This is a genomic window from Kitasatospora sp. NPDC004289 (assembly GCF_053602875.1).
In genome coordinates this window covers 18200-36277 of the sequence record NZ_JBSGEL010000031.1, presented here as the reverse complement: position 1 = coordinate 36277, position 18078 = coordinate 18200, and the positions used below count along the sequence as shown (strand labels likewise).

Here is an 18078-nt window from a genome sequence, read left to right as displayed (position 1 = left end):
GCGACCACCCGTGACCAACATCCCGGAGACCGGCCGCACCCCGCGGGTGACGATCCGTCTGATCGTGCTCCAGGTCCTGGTGCTGTCCCTGCTCGCCACCCTCGGCGGGCGGCTCTGGTACCTCCAGATCCGCACCGGCAAGGAGTACACCGAGAAGGCGGCCGGCAACCACATCCGCGAGGTGGTCGAGCCGACCGTCCGCGGCGAGATCCTGGACGCCTCCGGCCGCATCCTGGCCGGCAACGAGGCCAAGCTGGTGGTCTCGGTCAGCCGTACCGAGCTGCTCCAGCAGAAGGACCGCGGCAAGGCCGTGCTGGCCCGGCTCGCGGACGTGCTCGGGATGCCCGCCAAGGACGTCCAGGACAAGGTCCGGCTCTGCGACGCCAAGACGCCGCAGCCGTGCTGGAACGGCTCGCCGTACCAGCCGATCCCGGTCACCAAGGCGGCCACCACCCAGCAGGCGATGCAGATAATGGAACGCCGCGAGGACTTCCCCGGCGTCACCGCCCAGCCCACCTCGCTGCGCCGCTACACCGGCGTCGAGGGCGCCAACCTGGCCCAGGTGCTCGGCTACCTCTCGCCCGTCACCGACGACGAGGTGCAGAAGACCAAGGACAAGCCCGGCCGGGAGCGCCGCCTGCCCGTCGACCAGATCGGCCGGGCCGGCCTGGAGTCCGTCTACGACAACGACCTGCGCGGCACCACCGGCATCGACCGGCTGGAGGTGGACAACCTCGGCCGGGTGATCGGCAGCGCCGGCAAGACCCCGGCCCAGCCCGGCAACAACCTGGTCACCTCGATCGACGCCCGGGTGCAGAAGGCCGTCGAGGACAACCTCGCCCAGGCCATGGTCGACGCCCGCAAGGTGGTCGACAAGGACACCCACCGCAACTACGAGGCCGACTCCGGTGCGGCCGTGGTGATGGACGTGCACACGGGCCGGATCGTCGCCATGGCCAGTGCCCCGACCTACGACCCCAACCTCTGGGTCGGCGGCATCGCCGGCAAGGACTACCAGGCCCTCACCAGCAAGGAGTCCAACTACCCGCTGCTGAACCGGGCCATACAGGGTCAGTCCGCCCCCGGCTCCACCTTCAAGGTGGTCTCCACCGCGGCCGCCGCCCAGGCCGGCTACTCGCTCAGCGGCAACTACGCCTGCCCCAGCTCGCTGACCTTCGGCGGCCGCGAGTTCAAGAACTTCGAGAGCAAGGGCTACGGCTCGATCAGCCTGGCCCGCGCCCTGGAGGTCTCCTGCGACACGGTCTTCTACGGCCTGGCCTACGACCAGTGGATGGCCGACGGCGGGATCAAGCCGAAGAAGGACGCCAAGGACTGGTTCTACAAGACCGCCAAGCAGTTCGGCCTCGGCGCCAAGACCGGCATCGACCTGCCCAGCGAGGCGGCCGGCCGGATCCCGGACCGCCAGTGGAAGCAGGAGTACTACGACGCCAACAAGGACGCCTGGTGCAAGCAGGCGCAGTCCGGCGGCAACGACTACGGCACCCTGGTGGCCAAGGAGAACTGCGCCGACGGCTACCAGATGCGCGCCGGTGACGCGGTCAACTACTCCATCGGCCAGGGCGACACCCTGGTGACGCCGCTCCAGATGGCCCGGATCTACGCCGCGCTGTCCAACGGCGGCACGCTCTACCGGCCGACCGTGGCCAAGGCCGTGGTCGCCCCGGACGGCACCCTGGTCCGGGAGATCGCCCCGCACGAGGACGGGAAGATCCCCACCGACGCCCGCACCCTGCAGTACATCGACGAGGCCACCAAGGGCGTCGTCGAGCAGGGCTCCGCCGCCTGGAAGTTCACCGGCGCGGGCTGGCCGCAGGGCAAGATCGAGCTGCACGCCAAGACCGGCACCGCCGAGGTCTTCGGCAAGCAGACCACCTCCTACCTGACCACCTACAGCCGCGACTACGCGGTGGTCATGACGATGAGTCAGGCCGGTACCGGCTCCGGCGCCTCCGGTGACGCCGTCCGCCGCATCTACCAGGCCATCTACGGCGTGGACGACAAGGGCAACATCGACACCGGCAAGGCCCTGCTCACCAAGCCGCAGGGCGAGCTGCCCAAGTTCAACCCGGACGGCACCGCCGTGAAGCCGGTCTCCTTCGAGCCCGGTGCGACCTTCCTCGACCCGGCGCCGAAGACCCCGCCGACGGTGCCCCTGATGCTCGCCCTCCCCGCACTGGAGCCGACCGTCCGGAGGACCCGCTGATGACCTCCTACAGCTCCTACGGGTTCCCGCCGCGGCGCGGCGCGGTCGGCAAGGCGCTGGCCAAGGACTCCCCGCTGCGGCGGCTGGACTGGCTGATGATCCTGGCCGCGCTGGTGCTCTCGCTGGGCTCCTCGCTGCTGATCTGGTCGGCGACCCGGGGCCGCGACTCGCTGACCCACGGGGACCCGCAGTACTTCCTCTACCGTCACCTCACCAACCTGGCGATCGGTCTCGGCCTGTTCGTGGTGGTGGTGTTGATAGGGAGTCGGCGCCTGCGCACCGCCGTGCCCTTCGTCTACGTCATCACCCTGCTGATGCTGATGGCCGTGCTCACCCCGCTCGGCTCCACCATCAACGGCGCCAAGGCCTGGATCCAGTTCGGCGGCGGCTTCTCCATCCAGCCCGCCGAGTTCGCCAAGCTGGCGATCGTGCTGGTGATGGCCCTGGTGCTGTCCGCCCAGGTCGACGCGGGGGAGCGGGCCTTCCCCTCGGACCGCTCGGTGCTGATGGCGCTCGGCCTGGCCGCCGTCCCGATGGCGGTCGTCATGCTGATGCCGGACCTCGGCTCGGTGATGGTGATGGGCGTCGCGATCATGGGCATCCTGCTGGCCTCCGGCGCCGCCAACAAGTGGGTCTTCGGCCTGATCACCGCCGGCGTCGGCGGGGCGGTGGCGATCTGGCAGCTCGGCGTGCTGAGCAAGTACCAGATCGACCGCTTCGCCGCCTTCGCCAACCCCGCGCTCGACCCGGCCGGTGTGGGCTACAACACCGCCCAGGCCCGGATCGCGATCGGCTCCGGCGGTCTGACCGGGATGGGCCTGTTCAAGGGCACCCAGACCACCGGTCAGTTCGTCCCCGAGCAGCAGACCGACTTCGTCTTCACGGTGGCCGGCGAGGAGCTCGGCTTCGTCGGCGCGCTCGGGCTGATCCTGCTGCTCGGCGTGGTGCTCTGGCGGGCCTGCAAGATCGCCCGGCAGGCCACCGACCTGTTCGGCACGATCGTGTCGGCCGGCGTGATCACCTGGCTGGCCTTCCAGGCCTTCGAGAACATCGGGATGAACCTCGGCATCATGCCGGTGGCGGGCATCCCGCTGCCGTTCGTCTCCTACGGCGGCTCCTCGATGTTCGCGGTCTGGATCGGCGTCGGCCTGCTCCAGTGCGTCCGCACCCAGCGGCCGATAGGGATCTGACCGACTCCGTGCGCGGAACTTGACGCATCCGGGTTCGGCTACCCTGAAGGGTCACCCCGTTCCGCGTCGCAAAGGGCTCACCGCATGTCAGTCGAATCGGTCTTCCCACGCCTGGAGGCCCTCCTCCCGCACGTCCAGAAGCCGATCCAGTACGTCGGCGGCGAGCTCAACTCGACCGTCAAGGACTGGGATTCGGCGGACGTCCGCTGGGCCCTGATGTACCCGGACGCCTACGAGGTCGGCCTGCCCAACCAGGGCGTCATGATCCTGTACGAGGTGCTCAACGAGCGCGAGGGCGTGCTCGCCGAGCGCACCTACAGCGTCTGGCCGGACCTCGAGAAGCTGATGCGCGAGCACGGCGTCCCGCAGTTCACGGTCGACGCCCACCGCCCGGTGCGCGCCTTCGACGTGTTCGGCCTGTCGTTCTCCACCGAGCTCGGCTACACCAACATGCTGACCGCGCTCGACCTGGCCGGGATCCCGATGCTCGCGGCCGACCGCGGCCTGGACGACCCGATCGTCCTGGCCGGCGGCCACGCGGCGTTCAACCCGGAGCCGATCGCGGACTTCATCGACGTCGCGGTGGTCGGCGACGGCGAGCAGGCCGTGCTCGACATGAACGAGATCATCCGGGCCTGGAAGGCCGAGGGCCGCCCCGGCGGCCGTGACGAGGTGCTGCTCCGGCTGGCCCGCACCGGCGCCTTCTACGTGCCGCGGTTCTACGACGTGGAGTACCTGGAGGACGGCCGGATCGCCCGCGTGGTGGCCAACCGCGAGGGCGTGCCGTGGCGCGTCTCCAAGCACACCGTCATGGACCTGGACGAGTGGCCGTACCCCAAGCAGCCGCTGGTCCCGCTCGCCGAGACGGTGCACGAGCGGATGTCCGTCGAGATCTTCCGCGGCTGCACCCGCGGCTGCCGCTTCTGCCAGGCCGGCATGATCACGCGCCCAGTGCGGGAGCGAAGCATCACCGGCATCGGCGAGATGGTGGAGCGCGGCCTCAAGGCCACCGGCTTCGAGGAGGTCGGCCTGCTGTCGCTCTCCTCCGCCGACCACACCGAGATCGGCGAGATCGCCAAGGGCCTGGCCGACCGCTACACCGAGGACAAGATCGGCCTTTCGCTGCCCTCCACCCGGGTCGACGCCTTCAACATCGACCTGGCCAACGAGCTGACCCGCAACGGTCGCCGCTCCGGCCTCACCTTCGCCCCCGAGGGCGGCTCCGAGCGCATCCGCAAGGTCATCAACAAGATGGTCTCGGAGGAGGACCTGATCCGTACGGTCTCCACCGCGTACGGCAACGGCTGGCGCCAGGTGAAGCTGTACTTCATGTGCGGCCTGCCCACCGAGACCGACGAGGACGTGCTCCAGATCGGCGTGATGGCCAAGAACGTGATCCAGAAGGGCCGCGAGGTCACCGGCCAGAACGACATCCGCTGCACCGTCTCCATCGGTGGCTTCGTGCCCAAGCCGCACACCCCGTTCCAGTGGGCCCCGCAGCTCTCCGCCGAGGCCACCGACGCCCGCCTGGCCAAGCTGCGCGACTCGATCCGCGGCGACCGCAAGTACGGCAAGAACATCGGCTTCCGCTACCACGACGGCAAGCCCGGCATCATCGAGGGCCTGCTCTCCCGCGGTGACCGCCGCATCGGCGCCGTGATCCGCGCCGTCTACGAGGACGGCGGCCGCTTCGACGGCTGGCGCGAGCACTTCTCCTTCGACCGCTGGATGGCGGCCGCCGAGAAGGGCCTGGCCGGCACCGGCGTCGACGTGGACTGGTACACCACCCGCGAGCGCACCTACGAGGAGGTGCTGCCCTGGGACCACCTGGACAGCGGCCTCGACAAGGACTGGCTCTGGGAGGACTGGCAGGACGCGCTGGAGGAGGTCGAGGTCGACGACTGCCGTTGGACCCCGTGCTTCGACTGCGGCGTCTGCCCCCAGATGGACACCCACATCCAGATCGGCCCCACCGGCAAGAAGCTGCTGCCGCTCACGGTCGTCAACTCGTAACACAGGCAAGGAACCCGGCGGTCCCTCCCGTGCGTGCTGCACGGAAGGGACCGTCAGGTCGTTTCACGGGGGGAGCCCGTTCATGGACGAGCACGACAGACCGGCCGAGGGCTGCCTGGTCGCGGTGGTGCGGATACCCGCCAGGATCCTCGCGTTCGCGGTGGTGGTGCCGGTCCGCTTCGTCTGGGAGCTGCTGGTGCTGGCCTGGCGCGCCGCCTCGCGCGCGCTGGCCTCGGCCGGCCGGGCGGTCCACAGCTACCTGATCGCTCCGGTCGGGCGCGCCCTCGGCTGGACCGGCAAGGCGCTGTACGCGTACCTGCTGACGCCGGTCGGGCGTGCCGTGGCGGCCGTGCTGCGGGTGCTGTGGCGCGGGCTGGTGGCCGTGGGACGCGCCGTGGCGTGGACCGTCCGGCAGCTGGACGCGTACGTGCTGCGCCCGTTCGCGCGGGGCGTGGCGTGGTGCCTGACGGCGGCGGGCCGGGCGATCGGCTGGCTGGTCGGGACGCTGCTGCTGCGCCCGCTGCTGTGGTTCGGCACCCGGGTGCTGGCCCCGGTCGGGCGGGCGCTGCTGGCCGCTCTGGTGGCGACCGGCCACGGGCTGGTCCGGGGTGGGCGGGCCCTGGCGGCCGCGGCGCGGTGGCTCGGGGCGACCCTGCTGGTCCGGCCGGGCGGCTGGGTCGGCCGCCGGGTGCTCCGTCCGTCCGGGCGCGGCCTGGTGGTCGCGCTGTTCGCGCTCGGCGCCGCGCTGGTCGCCGGTGGCCGGGGGCTGCTCTGGCTCGGCCGGAACGGTGTGCTGCTGCCGCTGGCCTGGCTGCTGTACTGGGGGCTCCTGGTCCCGCTGGAGTGGTTCGGGAAGTCGGTGCTGGCCCCGCTCGGCCGGGCCCTGTGGGCCGGGCTGGTGCTGTCCGCCCGGGGCGTCCGGGCCGGGCTGGTCCTGCTCGGCCGCGCGGTGGCCTGGACCGGGCGGACCTTGGTGGCGGCCCCGCTCCGCTGGCTCCTGCGCTCGGTGCTCACCCCGATCTGGCACGGGCTGGTGGAGGTGCTGGCCGCCTGCCTGCGCGGACTGGTCCGGCTGCTGCGCGGTCTGCTCACGGTCCTGAACGCCCTCGGCCGGGCCCTCGGCGTGCTGCTGCGGTACCTGCTGGTGATTCCGCTGGGATGGCTCTGGCGGGTGCTGCTGTCCCCGGTGCTCCGGACGGTCGGTCAACTGCTGGGCCAGGCCTGGAGGTTGGCCGGGCGGCTGTGGCGGTTCGCGGTGCTGCGGCCCTGCCGCTGGGTGCGCCAGGAGGTCTGGTGGCCCGTCAAGGACGAGCTGCGCCGGGCCTGGTCCTCCGTCCGGGAGGCGGCCCGGGAGGCCAGGCGGGCGCTGGTGGGCGGCACAGGCCGTACCCTTGACGCTGACAGAAGTCCGGCCGGAGCCCATCACGCGAGCGGCCGGCCCGACCCACTGACTAAGGACTGAGCGCCCTGGCACGCCGCACGCCCGACGGTCCGCCGCCCGCGCCGACGGTGCAGCGCATCCGTCTCCGCTACACCAAGCGCGGCCGTCTGCGCTTCACCAGCCACCGTGACTTCCAGCGGGCGTTCGAGCGCGCGCTCCGCCGTTCGGCGGTCCCGATGGCCTATTCGGCGGGTTTCACCCCGCACCCCAAGGTCTCGTACGCCAACGCCGCCCCGACCGGGGTGGCCAGCGAGGCGGAGTACCTGGAGATCGGCCTCGCCGAGGCCCGCGACCCGGAGGCGCTGCGCGCGCAGCTCGACGAGTCGCTGCCGCCCGGCCTGGACGTGATCGACGCCGTCGAGGTGCGCACGCCGCACTTCGTGGAGCGCCTGGAGGCCTCCGAGTGGAAGGTCCGGCTGGACCGGGTCACCGACGAGGAGGCGGCCCGCGCGATCGCCCTGTTCCTGGCCGAGGAGCGGGTCGAGGTCGAACGCCAGACGAAGAACGGCATCCGGGTCTTCGACGCGCGCGGCGCGGTGGCCGCGCTGGAGCTCCTTGCGCCGCAGGTGGGCGACGGTAACAACACCGGTACGGACGGTACGCGCGATGTTCGTAGCGCCGGACCCTGTGCGATACTGCGGCTGGTAGTACGACACGCCACACCCGCCGTACGACCCGACGACGTTCTGTCCGGTCTCCGTGCGACGGCCGACCTGGCGCCGCCGGTCCCCGCTGAGGTGACCAGGCTGGCGCAGGGGCCGCTCGACGCAGAGACCGGCACGGTGACCGACCCGCTGGCGCTCGACCGCGCCGCGGCCCCGGCCGGCTAGAGGCCGCCGGGCCGCGCGCACCTGCGTCCGCCTGGCGGGAGGAGGGCAGGCCCGGCTTCCGGGCCTTGCCGCTCCGGGCCGCCACGGCTCCCCAGGGGGGCGGGCGTCGACGCAGGCCAGCCCCTTGTGGCCCGCCACCCCGGATGGGTGGTGGGCCCGAGGACCCCTCCGGCAGCCATCCGGGACGGGGCAACGGCGCAGGCCGGACAACCACAGAAGACTGGTCGGTACCAGAAGACTTTCGACACCCCGCACCGTGCGGGGCGCCGAGCGAGACTACGAGCCCCTGTGCGGCCTCGCGTCCGCACGGCGACGCCCAGGCGGTCGGGCCCGCGAACCCGCGGCCCGGCCGGCCCGGCGGCGTCGCGACGTGCCCGGATGCGGAGCCCGGGGGCCTGACGGGAGATCCACCCGCATGCTCGATAACGAGAACAGCGAACAGCAGAACGCGCCCGAGGCCGACGCCGCCCCGCCGCGTCGTCGCCGCCGCGCCGTGTCCCGCCCGGCGGGCACCCCGCAGGGCGCCGCCGCCGAGGCCGCCGAGACGGTGCTGCCGGCCGAGACGCACGAGGCCCCCGCGGTCGAGCAGGCCGAGCCGGTCGCCGAGGCGAAGCCGGTCCGGGCCCGCCGCACCCGCAAGCGCGCCGAGTCCCCGGCCGGTGCGCCGGAGGCCACCCCGGTGGTCACCACCGAGCCCGCCGCGGTCGAGGCCCCGGCCGAGGCCCCCGCCGCCGAGCCGGTGGCCGAGGAGAAGCCCAAGGCCCGCCGCACCCGCAAGCGCGCCGAGGCCAAGCCGGCCGCCGAGCCGCTGACCGCCGAGGCAGTCGTGGCCGCCGTGCCCGCCGCCGTCGAGGCTCCGGCCGAGGCCGCCGCCGAGCCGGTGGCCGAGGAGCCCGCCGCCCCGGCCCGCCGCACCCGCCGCCGCCGCGTGGTCGAGGCCGCCCCGGTGGTCGAGGAGACCGTCGTGGAGCCGGCCGCCGAGGTGGCTCCGGAGGAGGAGCCGGAGGCGGTCGAGGAGACCGTCGCCGAGGCCCCGGTCGTCGAGCCCGAGCCGCAGCCGGTGGTCGAGGACGCCGCCCCGCCGCGCGCCCGCCGCCGTGCGGTCCGCCCGTCCACCGCGATCTTCCAGGCCCCGGTCTTCCAGGAGCCCGCCCCCTACGTCGCCCCGGAGAAGCCCGCGGCCGTCGCGGCCGCCGTCCCGGAGGCCGTCGTCGTCACGGCGGCCCCGGCCGCCCCGGTGACCGTGAAGTCCGAGGAGGACGAGTACGAGTACAGCGGCGTCGGCCGCCGCCGTCGCGACCGCCGCGCGGTCCGGGTGCAGACCCAGCCGCGCCGCGAGCAGGCCCGCCCCGAGCCGGTCCGTCAGGAGCCGGTGCGGCAGGAGACGGCCCGTCAGGAGCCGGTCCAGGTCGAGGCCCCGGCCGAGGAGGAGCCCGCCGAGCTGACGGCGCCCCAGGAGCAGCAGGACGAGTGGGAGGACGACCGTCCGTCCCGCCGTCGCCGTCGCGGTGGCCGTCGCCGCCGCCGCGGTGAGGCCGAGGAGCCGGAGGCCACCGAGCTGACCGCCGAGGAGCCGGCCGCCGAGGAGGAGGCCGACGCCGACGCCGAGGGCGACGAGGACGACGACCTGGCCGGTGGCCTGGCCTCCTCGCGCCGCCGTCGCCGCCGTCGCCGCCGCAGCGGTGAGGCGGGCGCCGAGCCGGCCGCCGAGACCACCGAGGACGGCGTCCGCACCGTGGTCAAGGTGCGCGAGCCGCGCCGCCGCTCCGCCGAGCCGTCGTTCGACCCGGACGAGGTGCAGTCCATCAAGGGCTCCACCCGCCTGGAGGCCAAGAAGCAGCGCCGCCGCGAGGGCCGCGAGCTGGGCCGCCGCCGGGTGCCGATCATCACCGAGGCCGAGTTCCTGGCCCGCCGCGAGTCGGTCGAGCGGGTCATGGTGGTCCGTCAGAACGGCCAGCGCACCCAGATCGGCGTGCTCGAGGACAACGTGCTGGTCGAGCACTACGTCAACAAGGAGCAGGCCACCTCGTACGTCGGCAACGTCTACCTGGGCAAGGTCCAGAACGTGCTGCCGTCGATGGAGGCCGCCTTCGTCGACATCGGCAAGGGCCGCAACGCGGTGCTCTACGCCGGTGAGGTCAACTTCGGTGCCATGGGCCACGGCGGCCCGCGCCGGATCGAGTCGGTGCTCAAGTCCGGCCAGTCCGTCCTGGTGCAGGTCTCCAAGGACCCGATCGGCCACAAGGGCGCCCGCCTGACCAGCCAGATCTCGCTGCCCGGCCGCTACCTGGTCTACGTGCCCGAGGGCTCGATGACCGGCATCTCCCGCAAGCTGCCGGAGAACGAGCGCGCCCGTCTCAAGCAGATCCTCAAGAAGATCGTCCCGGACGACGCGGGCGTGATCGTGCGCACCGCCGCCGAGGGCGCCAGCGAGGACGAGCTGACCCGTGACGTGCAGCGCCTGCAGGCGCAGTGGGAGGAGATCCAGAAGAAGGCCGCCTCCGGCAACGCCCCGGCGCTGCTCTACGGCGAGCCGGACATGACCGTCCGGGTCGTCCGCGACATCTTCAACGAGGACTTCTCCAAGGTCATCGTCTCCGGCGCCGAGGCCTGGAGCACCATCCACGAGTACGTCTCCAACGTGGCGCCCGACCTGACGGAGCGTCTGCAGCGGTGGACCTCCGACGTGGACGTGTTCGCCACCTACCGGATCGACGAGCAGCTGATGAAGGCGCTGGACCGCAAGGTCTGGCTGCCCAGCGGCGGTTCGCTGGTGATCGACCGGACCGAGGCGATGGTCGTGGTCGACGTCAACACCGGCAAGTTCGTCGGCCAGGGCGGCAACCTCGAGGAGACCGTCACCCGGAACAACATCGAGGCGGCCGAGGAGATCGTCCGTCAGCTCCGGCTGCGCGACCTCGGCGGCATCATCGTGATCGACTTCATCGACATGGTGCTGGAGTCCAACCGCGACCTGGTGCTGCGCCGCCTGCTGGAGTGCCTCGGCCGGGACCGGACCAAGCACCAGGTGGCCGAGGTCACCTCGCTGGGCCTGGTGCAGATGACCCGCAAGCGGGTCGGCCAGGGCCTGCTGGAGTCCTTCTCCGAGCCCTGCGTGCACTGCAACGGGCGCGGCGTCATCGTGCACATGGAGCAGCCCACCTCCCAGGGCGGCGGCGGTGGCCCGGTCGGCACGGCCGGTGAGGCCGCCGCGGGCGGCTCCAAGCGCCGTCGCCGGGGCAAGGGCGGCGCCGCGGCCGAGGAGCCGCAGGCGGTCGAGACCCACGAGCACGAGCACGACGACCTCGAAATCGTCTCCGGCGGCGAGCAGTTGGAGATCGCGGTCGAGGAGGAGCCGGTGATCGTGACGCTCCGCGAGGAGCCGCTGGTCACCCTCCGCGAGGAGCCCCTGGTGACCCTCCGCGAGGAGGAGCCGGTGGCCGTGGCCGCTCCGGCGGTCGACCTGGTGGAGATCCCGGCCGCTCCGGCCGCTCCGGCCGGGCGCACCCGCCGCCGGGCCGTCCGGAAGGCGACCGCTCCGGCGGGCACCCCCGGCGGTGCGGAGATCGTGGTGCTGCAGGCCCGCGCCGAGGCCGCCATGGAGGCCGCGCTGTCGGCCGCCGGGGCGCCCGCTGCGGAGGCCCCGGCAGTCGAGGTGGCCGAGCCGGTCGCCGAGACCGTCGAGGTCGTCGCCGAGCCGGTCGCCACCGAGCCGGTCGCCGAGGCGCCGGTCGAGGAGGCCCCCGTCGCGGAGGCCGCCGAGCCCGAGGCCCCGGCCGAGGAGGAGGCGCCGGCGCCCAAGAAGCGCGCGGCCCGCAAGACCGCCGCGAAGAAGACCACGGCAGCGAAGAAGACCACCGCCGCCGCGGCCAAGAAGACCACCGCCCGCAAGACCGCCACCAAGCGGACCAGCGCGGCGGCCAAGAAGGCCGCGGCCGCCGAGGGTGATTCGGCGGCCGAGTAAGCCCTGGTGCCGGGGCGGTCGTTCGCGACCGCCCCGGCCCGGTAGGGGCCGGTTTGCCCAAGTGGTGGACCGTCCGTATTCTTGACCCTCGGCGTGTCTACGCCACGCTCCCGAGCACATCACCTCCCGGGCTCCGGTCCGGGGGAGGCGCCTGTGTCCGTACCCAGGCGCTGGCATCGAGAGTTTCCGACCGAGTTAGAAATGGGGTACCGCATGTACGCGATCGTTCGCGCAGGCGGCCGCCAGCACAAGGTCGCCGTCGGCGACGTGCTGGAGATTGACCGTGTTGACGCCAAGCCGGGTGACTCGGTGGAGCTCTCGACCATCCTGGTCGTCGACGGTGACGCCGTCACCTCCGACCCGTGGGTGCTCGCCGGCGTGAAGGCTCACGCCGAGGTGGTCGACCAGACCAAGGGCGAGAAGATCGTCATCCTGCGCTACAAGAACAAGACCGGTTACCGTCGCCGCCAGGGCCACCGCCAGCAGCACACCGCTGTGCGGATCACCAGCATCGACTCCGTCAGCAAGTAAGGGGATAGCGAGATGGCACACAAGAAGGGCGCAAGCTCTACCCGCAACGGCCGTGACTCGAACGCCCAGCGCCTCGGCGTCAAGCGCTTCGGCGGCCAGGTCGTCAGCGCCGGCGAGATCCTCGTCCGCCAGCGCGGCACCCACTTCCACCCGGGTGCGGGCGTCGGTCGCGGTGGCGACGACACCCTGTTCGCGCTGACCGCCGGTGCGGTCCAGTTCGGCAACCGTCGCGGCCGCAAGGTCGTCAACATCGTGGCCGTCGAGGCCTGAATCTGACATCTCGTCGGATTCCGTGGAGGGTGGACCGGAATTATCCGGTCCACCCTCCATGCTTTGAAGCAGACAACTGTTTTTCCCCATAGCTGGAGGCACACCTCATGACCACCTTCGTGGACCGCGTCGAACTGCACGTCGCCGCGGGTAACGGAGGCCACGGCTGCGCCTCCGTGCACCGGGAGAAGTTCAAGCCCCTCGGCGGACCCGACGGCGGCAACGGCGGTGAGGGCGGCAGCGTCATCCTGACCGTCGACGCCCAGGTCACCACCCTGCTCGAGTACCACCACTCGCCCAAGCGCAAGGCCGCCAACGGCAAGCCCGGCGCGGGCGGCCACCGCAGCGGCGCCACCGGCGGCGACCTCGAGCTGCTGGTGCCCGACGGCACCGTGGTGATGGACAAGAAGGGCAACGTGCTCGCCGACCTGGTCGGCCACGGCACCAGCTTCGTCGCCGCGGCCGGCGGCCGCGGCGGCCTGGGGAACGCGGCGCTCGCCTCGTCCCGCCGCAAGGCGCCCGGCTTCGCGCTGCTCGGCGAGCCCGGTGACGCCCGCGACATCGTGATGGAGCTCAAGTCCGTCGCCGACGTCGCCCTGGTCGGCTACCCGAGCGCCGGCAAGTCCTCGCTGATCGCGGTGCTCTCGGCGGCCCGCCCGAAGATCGCGGACTACCCCTTCACCACCCTGATCCCCAACCTCGGCGTGGTCACCGCCGGCGAGACGGTCTACACCGTCGCCGACGTCCCCGGCCTGATCCCCGGCGCCAGCCAGGGCCGCGGCCTGGGCCTGGAGTTCCTCCGCCACGTGGAGCGCTGCTCGGTCCTGGTGCACGTGCTGGACTGCGCCACCCTGGAGCCCGGCCGGGACCCGCTCACCGACCTGGAGACCATCGAGGAGGAGCTGGCCCAGTACGGCGGCCTGGAGGACCGGCCGCGGCTGGTCGCCCTCAACAAGACCGACGTGCCGGACGGCCAGGACATCGCCGACCTCACCCGGGCCTCCCTGGAGGAGCGCGGCTACCGCGTCTTCGAGGTCTCCGCGGCCTCCCGCAAGGGCCTGCGCGAGCTGAGCTTCGCGATGGCCCAGATCGTCGCCGAGGCCCGCGCGGCCAAGCCGGTCGAGGAGCCCACCCGGATCGTCATCCGCCCGACCGCGGTGGACGACGCCGGTTTCACCGTCGAGGAGGAGGACGGCGCCTACCGCGTGCGCGGCTCCAAGCCCGAGCGCTGGGTCCGCCAGACCGACTTCACCAACGACGAGGCCGTCGGCTACCTGGCCGACCGCCTGGCCCGCCTCGGCGTCGAGGACAGGCTCTGGAAGGTCGGCGCCCAGGAGGGCGACACCGTCATCATCGGGCCCGACGAGAACGCCGTGGTCTTCGACTGGGAGCCCACCATGGCCGCCGGCGCCGAGATGCTCGGCCGCCGTGGCGAGGACCACCGGATGGAGACCCAGCGTCCGGCCGTGGACCGCCGCCGGGCCAAGCTGAAGGGCCGGGACGCGGCGGAGGAGGAGTACCTCGCCTTCGAGGCGCTCTCCAGCAAGCGCCCGGAGCTGGACTCCGACGAGGACTGACGTCCCGTCAGGGCCCCCGCACGCGCGTCCCACAGGGTGACATCGCGTGCGGGGGCCCCGTCGTGATCGCGTAGATTACGCTCCGTCGAACCACGTGCGGAGGGCAGCCAGATGACGGACCGGACACTGCGTCAGGAAGTGCTCACCGCACGCAGGATCGTCGTCAAGGTCGGTTCCTCCTCGCTCACCACGGCGGCCGGCGGCCTGGACGCCGACCGGGTGGACGCCCTGGTGGACGCCCTCGCCAAGGTCCGCACCCGCCCCGACGCCCCCGAGATCGTGCTGGTCTCCTCCGGCGCCATCGCGGCCGGCCTGGCCCCGCTCGGCCTGGAGAAGCGCCCCAAGGACCTGGCCCGCCAGCAGGCCGCCGCCAGCGTCGGCCAGGGCCTCCTGGTGGCCCGCTACACCGCCTCCTTCGCCCGCTACGGCCTGCGGGTCGGCCAGGTGCTGCTGACCGCCGAGGACGCCAGCCGCCGGGCCCACTACCGCAACGCCTACCGCACCCTCGACCAGCTGCTGGCGATGGGCGCGATGCCGATCGTCAACGAGAACGACACCGTCGCCACCGCCGAGATCAAGTTCGGCGACAACGACCGCCTCGCCGCCCTGGTCGCCCACCTGGTCCGGGCCGACCTGCTGGTCCTGCTCTCCGACGTGGACGGCCTCTACGACGGCGACCCCAGCAAGCCCGGCACCAGCCGGATCGAGCAGGTGGCCGGCCCCGGGGACCTGGCCGGCATCGAGATCGGCAGCGCCGGCAAGGCCGGCGTCGGCACCGGCGGCATGGTCACCAAGGTCGAGGCGGCCCGGATCGCCACCGGCGCCGGGATCCCGGTCGTCCTCACCGCCGCCCGGCACGCCGCCGACGCCCTGGCGGGCCGTCAGACCGGCACCCTCTTCCTGCGCACCGGCAGCCGCTCCGCCGACCGCCTGCTCTGGCTGGAGCACGCCTCCACCCCGCGCGGCGCCCTCCAGCTCGACCCCGGTGCCGTCGAGGCCGTGGTCTCGGGCGGCAAGTCCCTGTTGCCCGCCGGGGTCACCCGGGTGGACGGGGAGTTCTCCGCGGGTGATCCGGTGGACCTTCTTGGCGAAAACGGCCACATCGTCGCCCGTGGACTGGTCAACTTTGATGCGAGGGAGTTGCCCCGTCTGCTCGGCCGGTCCACCAAGGAGCTGGCCCAGGAGCTCGGTGCCGCGTACGAACGCGAGGTCGTCCACCGGGACGACCTGGTCATCCTGCGTGGCTGACGGGCCGGGCCCGGGGGCCGCAGCGGCGGCCGTGACACGACGTCGCCGAACAGGAGGCCGCCGGTGGGACGGAGACTGACCAGCATCGACGGCGGGGCAGGGGAGAGCGGCAGCGACGAGGCCGCCGCACGGGTGGCCGAGCAGCGTTCGCCCGTACGACGCCTGCGGCCCGGTGCGGCCGAGCGCACCGAGGAGCCGGAGCCGCCCGAGGCCCGCCTCTGGCACATCGTGCTCAGCGTCGCCGGGCGGGTCACCCCGCTCGCCGAGCTCCGCGCCGGGCTGGAGAAGCTGGCGCACGACCACTCCTTCTTCCTGACGGCCCGTTACGCGGCGGACCACGCGGAGATCCGCTACTGGGAGCAGGCCCGCGACCTGCACGACGCGGCGGCCATCGCCCTGCGCCTGTGGGGCGAGCACAAGAGCACCGCCAACCTCCCGCCCTGGGAGATCGTCGGCCTCGAGGTCATCGACCGCCCCACCTACCACAAACGCATCGCCGAAGGCTTCGGCGGACCCCCGCCCAACCTCGGCGGAGTGCATCCCTGGTAGCGGCTGCTGGTACTGGCTGCGCCGCTGGGGCGCGGGGAACTGCGCGAGTCGGAAGGCGGCTCACCTGCAACTGAACCGCCGTCAGCCAGTTGCACGTGCTGCCGTTCCCCCGCGCGCAGTTCCTCGCGCCCCTGCGGGGCGCAACCCGCGCTCCCGGTCGCGTCCGTCTCACCGCTCGAAAGGCGGGCGGGCCCGGTGACGGCAGTCGCTACCCTTGCGCCATGACCAGCGACCAGACCACCAGCCCCGTCCTCGCCGTCGCGCGCCGTGCACGCGAGGCGGCCGCCGTCCTCGCCCCACTGCCGCGCCGTGCGAAGGACGCCGCGCTGCTGGCGATCGCCGACGCCCTGACCGCGCGCAGCGCGGAGATCACCGCGGCCAACGCCGAGGACGTCGCCCGCGCCCGTGAGGCCGGCACCGCCGAGTCGGTGATCGACCGCCTGACCCTCACCGACGAGCGGATCGCCGCCATCGCCGCCGACGTGCGCAGTGTGGTGGGCCTGCCCGACCCGGTCGGCGAGGTGGTCCGCGGGTACACGCTCCCGAACGGTCTGGACGTCCGTCAGGTCCGCGTCCCGCTCGGCGTGGTGGGCATCATCTACGAGGCCCGCCCGAACGTCACGGTGGACGCCGCCGCCCTCTGCCTGAAGTCCGGCAACGCCGTCCTGCTCCGCGGCTCGGCCTCCGCGTACCGTTCCAACACCGCCCTCACCGAGGTCCTGCGCGACGCGGTGGAGAGCACCGGCCTGCCCGCCGACGTGATCCAGCTCGTCCCGGGCGAGAGCCGCGACTCCGTGCAGGAGTTGATGCGGGCCCGCGGTCTGGTGGACGTGCTGATCCCGCGCGGCGGCGCCTCGCTGATCCGCACCGTGGTGGAGGGCTCCACCGTCCCGGTGATCGAGACCGGCACCGGCAACTGCCACGTGTACGTGGACGCCGAGACCGACCTGGCGATGGCGGTCGGCATCCTGCTCAACTCCAAGGCCCAGCGGGTCAGCGTCTGCAACTCCGCCGAGACCCTGCTGGTCCACCGCGACGTGGCGGACGCCTTCCTCCCGCTCGCCCTCGCCGCCCTGGCCGAGGCGGGCGTCACCGTGCACGGCGACGACGCGGTGCTGAAGGCGGCCGAGGGCACCGCGGTGACGGCGGTGCCGGCCACCGAGGAGGACTGGGAAGCGGAGTACCTCTCCTACGACATCGCGGCCGCCGTGGTGGACTCGCTGGACGCGGCGGTGGCGCACATCCGGCGCTGGTCCTCCGGCCACACCGAGGCGATCGTGACCACCTCGCAGGCGGCGGCGCGCCGGTTCACCCAGCTGGTGGACTCCACCACGGTGGCGGTCAACGCGTCGACGCGGTTCACCGACGGGGGTGAGTTCGGTTTCGGCGCCGAGATCGGCATCTCGACCCAGAAGCTGCACGCGCGCGGCCCGATGGGGCTGCCGGAGCTGACCTCGACCAAGTACGTCGTCACCGGTGACGGGCACGTGCGGGGCGAGGCTACTCCGACCGTGGGCGGTGCCAACGGCTGACGTCTCGTCACGGACGGCCGCAGCCGTGGCCGTCCGTGACGCCCGAACTGCGAATAGCCACAGACAAATCCCCCGGCCGGTAATACATTGAAGCCATGGCCGAGAACCAGGGGGGCTCGCCGTTCCCGGACGGCGCCGACCACGGCGGAGCGGACGAGGAGTTCGCCACCGTGGTCCTTGACGAGGCATTCATCCGGTCCGCCGCCGTGCACGAGCCGAGTGCCGAGGAGCGGCGACTGGCCGCCGCCGAGGCCAGGTTCGAGCCCGAGACGCTGACCCTGGGGCGCGGCCCTGAGCTGCCGGAGGCCGGCGGGCTCCCGCTGGAGCTCCGTCCGCATCCGGCCGGCCTGGACGACGACCGGCGCTACTGGGACCCGTGGGCTCCCCCCGCGCGCCCCGCCCGCCGTTCCCGCTGGCGGTCCGACGGCTTCGACCCGGGCCGGGCCGGGGCCGCCCGTTCGGTGGCCCAGCAGCGCTGGCACCGGCCGATCGCCTGGGTGCTCGCGGTGGTGATGGGCGTCAGCGTGGTGGCCGTCGCGGTGGCCGCGATCTACCGGGGCACCGGTGGCGTGGAGGCCCCGGCGGGGCGCCCGGAGACGGGCACCAGCAGCCCCTCGGACATCCCCGTACCGGCTCCGCCGAGGGCGGTCTCGCTGACCGGCTGATCCCGTCCGGCCCCGTCCTCGCCGTCCGGCGCGAAGAAGTTGCG

The 18078-nt window shown here is 72.9% G+C and carries 13 protein-coding genes; all 13 read left to right on the top strand.

All coding sequences use genetic code 11. The annotated features are described in order from the left end of the window. The first annotated feature begins 10 nt into the window (after positions 1–10). Entirely contained in the window at positions 11–2224 is a 2214-nt protein-coding gene (gene mrdA, locus ACWEPF_RS21640; RefSeq protein ID WP_452173806.1) for a penicillin-binding protein 2, read from the top strand. After that, positions 2224–3414 carry a rod shape-determining protein RodA gene (gene rodA, locus ACWEPF_RS21635; RefSeq protein WP_345282372.1) on the top strand — a complete coding sequence of 397 codons (1191 nt, stop codon included), beginning with the start codon at positions 2224–2226 and terminating at the stop codon, positions 3412–3414. The genes mrdA and rodA overlap by 1 nt, the downstream gene beginning before the upstream one ends. Positions 3415–3498: 84 nt before the next feature. Further along, positions 3499–5427, top strand: coding sequence for a TIGR03960 family B12-binding radical SAM protein (locus ACWEPF_RS21630; RefSeq protein WP_345282374.1), 1929 nt, complete (start codon positions 3499–3501; stop codon positions 5425–5427). Positions 5428–5509: 82 nt separating this feature from the next. Further along, on the top strand, positions 5510–6889 hold the full coding sequence (locus tag ACWEPF_RS21625) for a hypothetical protein (RefSeq protein WP_452173805.1): 1380 nt from the start codon (positions 5510–5512) through the stop codon (positions 6887–6889). A gap of 47 nt (positions 6890–6936) precedes the next feature. Continuing rightward, the gene (locus tag ACWEPF_RS21620) at positions 6937–7698 is read left to right on the top strand and encodes a TIGR03936 family radical SAM-associated protein (protein WP_449795515.1); all 762 of its coding nucleotides are present in this window, start codon (positions 6937–6939) and stop codon (positions 7696–7698) included. A gap of 415 nt (positions 7699–8113) precedes the next feature. After that, positions 8114–11662: an Rne/Rng family ribonuclease gene (locus ACWEPF_RS21615; RefSeq protein ID WP_452173804.1), complete on the top strand. Its 3549-nt coding sequence runs from the start codon at positions 8114–8116 to the stop codon at positions 11660–11662. Between the two features lie 213 nt (positions 11663–11875). Then, the gene (gene rplU / locus ACWEPF_RS21610; protein WP_345282382.1) at positions 11876–12193 is read left to right on the top strand and encodes a 50S ribosomal protein L21; all 318 of its coding nucleotides are present in this window, start codon (positions 11876–11878) and stop codon (positions 12191–12193) included. A gap of 12 nt (positions 12194–12205) precedes the next feature. Then, entirely contained in the window at positions 12206–12463 is a 258-nt protein-coding gene (rpmA, locus tag ACWEPF_RS21605; RefSeq protein WP_030058248.1) for a 50S ribosomal protein L27, read from the top strand. Between the two features lie 107 nt (positions 12464–12570). Next, positions 12571–14040 carry a GTPase ObgE gene (gene obgE, locus ACWEPF_RS21600; RefSeq protein WP_452173803.1) on the top strand — a complete coding sequence of 490 codons (1470 nt, stop codon included), beginning with the start codon at positions 12571–12573 and terminating at the stop codon, positions 14038–14040. Between the two features lie 111 nt (positions 14041–14151). Further along, a complete protein-coding gene (proB, locus tag ACWEPF_RS21595) occupies positions 14152–15288 on the top strand; it encodes a glutamate 5-kinase (RefSeq protein WP_345282386.1) in 1137 nt (378 codons plus the stop codon). 63 nt (positions 15289–15351) lie between these two features. After that, a complete protein-coding gene (locus tag ACWEPF_RS21590) occupies positions 15352–15837 on the top strand; it encodes a hypothetical protein (RefSeq protein WP_345282388.1) in 486 nt (161 codons plus the stop codon). A gap of 221 nt (positions 15838–16058) precedes the next feature. After that, complete coding sequence (locus ACWEPF_RS21585) at positions 16059–17369, top strand: glutamate-5-semialdehyde dehydrogenase (RefSeq protein WP_345282390.1); 1311 nt, start codon at positions 16059–16061, stop codon at positions 17367–17369. Between the two features lie 95 nt (positions 17370–17464). Then, complete coding sequence (locus ACWEPF_RS21580; RefSeq protein WP_345282392.1) at positions 17465–18034, top strand: SCO2584 family spore wall biosynthesis protein; 570 nt, start codon at positions 17465–17467, stop codon at positions 18032–18034. Positions 18035–18078: the final 44 nt, after the last annotated feature.